Below are 3,232 nucleotides of genomic sequence, written 5' to 3' on the forward strand. Positions count from 1 at the left end.
ATTGGCCGACCGCCGCTCCCAAGCCGCCAGAGAGTAAGTTCCAGGACATGGTCGACAGGGATAACCGTGACGATTGGAGGCGCGAGCGCTCCTTGCTTGCGCTCGGCCAGGCCGTGCGCGGCGAGGACACCGCCGACGCTTCGCTGGTTTCGATCGGCGACAAGGCCGACCCGTCATGGCGCGAGGACGCCGCGGCGCGCCATCGCGCCGCGCGCTTCGAGCGCGAAGGGCGGTCAGACCCGCAGGCCGCGAACCCGGAACTTACGGCACATATAGATAAACCCGGTCAACCTCAGGTCGATCCGCTTTCGGAAACGGTCCGGGCCGGGGACGAATGGGCCGCGCAAGAGGCCCATCCGCAAGCCGGACCGCGCGAAGAGGGCCGTTCCCCGGGCTATTCTTCCCCAGACCATTCTTCTCCGCCCGCGTTCGAGCCCCGCCATGCCGAACCTCGCTACGCAGGCCGGCCGCTGGCGGGCAACGATACCGACGCGCAGGAGTGGATGCCGCTGATCGACCCGATGCAGGTCGTCCGCGGCATCACTCGCTCCAAGGCGCTGATCGTCTCGACAACGATCCTGGGCGCCGCGCTTGGCATTGCCATCGCGCTGTCGACGCCGAAGAAATATGAGGCCACCACCGAGGTCATCGTCGACCCGCGCGACCTCAAGCTCACCGATCGCGACCTGACGCAGAATGTGGTCGCCTCGGACGCGACGCTCGCCATCGTCGAGAACCAGGTCCGCATCCTCACCTCGGGCACGGTCCTCAACAAGGTTGTCGCGGATCTCAACCTCACCAACGACCCTGAATTCAACGGCCAAGGAAAAGGCGGTCTCGGTCTGATGTCGACACTCCGCTCCATCCTGTCGCGGCAGGATGCGCAGAGCCCGGCCGACGATGCCCGCCGCAACGCGCTGGCAGTCCGCAATCTGGCGGAGAGCCTCGATGTCGAGCGCGGCGGCAAGACCTTCGTCGTCTCGGTTACCGCCACCACCCAGGATCCGGACAAGTCGGCCCAGATCGCCAACGCCATGATCTCGGCCTTCCAGGAGATCTCCAGCAAAATCCAGTCCAACACGGCGGGCCGCGCCACCGACGAACTCACGGCCAGGCTCGACGAATTGCGCAAGGGTGTCGAGACAGCGGAGCGCAAGGTCGAGGATTTCAGGGCGACGCACGATCTTGTCGACGCACAGGGCCACCTGATCAGCGACGATCAGATGCTGAAGCTCAACGAGCAGCTTTCGGTCGCCCGCGCCCGTACGCTTGAGCTCAATGCCCGCGCCGCCTCGGCGCGTGCGCTGAACGTCAATGCGGTTCTCAACGGCACCTTGCCCGAAGAGATCAACTCCAACACCATGAGCGAGCTGCGCTCGCAATATGCGGCGCTGAAACAGGAAGCCGACCGCGCGGCGGTGAGGCTCGGGCCGCGCCATCCGGAGATCGAGGCGCTCAACGCCCAGCTTGCCGGTGCGCGCGAGCGCATCGGCGCCGAATTGCAGCGCATAGCCTCCTCGCTGCAGGTCGATTTGAAGCGCTCCGTCCAGCTCGAGCAGGACCTTGCGTCGCGTCTGGCGCAGGCCAAGGTGCAGAGCGGCGACGTCAACAACAACCTGGTTTCGCTGCGCGAGCTCGAGCGGGAGGCCGCCGCCAAGCGCTCTGTCTATGAACAGTTCCTGCTGCGCGCCAAGGAAACGGGCGAGCAGAAGGACATCAACACCGCCAACATCAATGTCATTTCGGAGGCCTACCCGCCGCTTGAAGCGAAGGGGCCATCGCGTGCCGTTAAGGCGCTGGCAGGCCTGCTGGCCGGCCTTTTCGCCGGCATCGGCCTTGGCGCGCTGCGTGGCGCCTATGCGAGCTTGCGCGAAACCGCCAATGCCCGCTCGCGCCGCAGGACCGACGGGCGCGCGTCGACCTCCGAGGGCAAATCCTACCAGGCCGCTCCGCCAGTGCCGTCTGTTAAGCCTTCACCGGCATCGCCCGTTGCTTCGCCGCCTCCGGCAACATCCGTCGCGCCGGCCCCGGTGCGGGGCGGTCGTCCAGGGCTCTTGGGGGCGCTGGCTTCGTCGTTGCGCTACCTTACGCAGCGCGGGCCGGGTGAGGCGGTCGATACAGGTGCCGTCCCAGGTGAAAGTGCCCGGCGCGCGCCGATGGGCGAGGCTCGTTCTTCCCGTCCGGAAGCGCCGCGGCGGCCCGATGTCCAGCCTCCGCCCGCGCAAGGATCCTATTCGTATCGACCGGACTACGAACGGCCTGACCCGCATGACGATGCGTATTTGCAGCCGCCGATGGCCGGGGCGCGCCAGTCCCCGGAAGTCGACCAGCAGGGCCAGATCGACGAGCTGCGGGCCAGCCTGCGCGAATTCCGCGAGGCAGTGCGCGATCTGACCGAGAGCCGCTCGCGCCGCCGCTATTTCTAAAACGCGCCGTCTTCGATAAAAGCGGGCCTCGATAAAAGCTGACCTCGATAAAAGCAGCCGGTTTCGGGTTTACGGCATCCGACGACGCTTTGGCGGGATTGCCCGGCGGAATTTTCGTGAAAATGCCGCGCTGCAATCGACCGCATGCGCCCGGCGTTCGCGGATCGATTGTTGATTTGAGGATTGGGGTCGCATGAGCGCGGCCGCGCAAACAGTGCTGAAGGTGAGTGATGGCCGAAGTGATCGACGGAAAGAGTGTCGCCGAAGACGTTGTTCAAAAGGTCAAGGCGTTGACCGCCGATCTGTCGGCCAGGGGCGCGACCAGGCCGGGCTTAGCGGTGGTGATCGTCGGCGAGGATCCGGCAAGCCAGGTCTACGTCGCTTCGAAATCGCGCACGGCCAAGGAATGTGGCTTCCTCTCGCTCCAGCACACGCTGCCGGCCGAAACCACCGAGGCGCAGTTGCTCAAGATCATTGGCGACCTTAACGCCGATCCGTCCATCCACGGCATCCTCGTGCAGTTGCCGCTTCCGCGTCATATCGATTCCGGCAAGGTCATCCAGACGATCGCGCCGGAGAAGGACGTTGACGGCTTCCACTTCATCAATGTCGGCAAGCTCGGCACCGGCGAGCTGGAAACGGCTTTCGTGCCCTGCACGCCCGCCGGCTCGATGCTTCTGATCGAGCGCGTGCGCGGCAAGGACCTTTCCGGCCTCAATGCCGTAGTCGTCGGCCGCTCCAACATCGTCGGCAAGCCGATGGCCAATCTGCTGCTCGCCGCCAACTGCACGGTCACCATTGCGCAC

At 65.6% G+C, this 3,232-nt stretch carries 2 protein-coding genes; both read left to right on the forward strand.

Features of this window, described 5'->3' with window-relative positions:
• Positions 1-47: 47 nt before the first annotated feature.
• On the forward strand, positions 48-2,426 hold the full coding sequence (locus EOA38_RS31670; protein WP_127301073.1) for a GumC family protein: 2,379 nt from the start codon (positions 48-50) through the stop codon (positions 2,424-2,426).
• A gap of 230 nt (positions 2,427-2,656) precedes the next feature.
• Positions 2,657-3,232: tetrahydrofolate dehydrogenase/cyclohydrolase catalytic domain-containing protein (locus EOA38_RS31675; RefSeq protein ID WP_281060134.1), on the forward strand; the 576-nt coding region annotated here is incomplete at its 3' end.

It is taken from the genome of Mesorhizobium sp. M1E.F.Ca.ET.041.01.1.1 (assembly GCF_003997355.1).
Lineage (GTDB): Bacteria > Pseudomonadota > Alphaproteobacteria > Rhizobiales > Rhizobiaceae > Mesorhizobium.

What these genes read in the sequence shown, in the direction of transcription:
- EOA38_RS31670 (WP_127301073.1), top strand. Translation starts at nt 48, where the DNA reads ATGGTCGACAGGGATAACCGTGACGATTGGAGGCGCGAGCGCTCCTTG.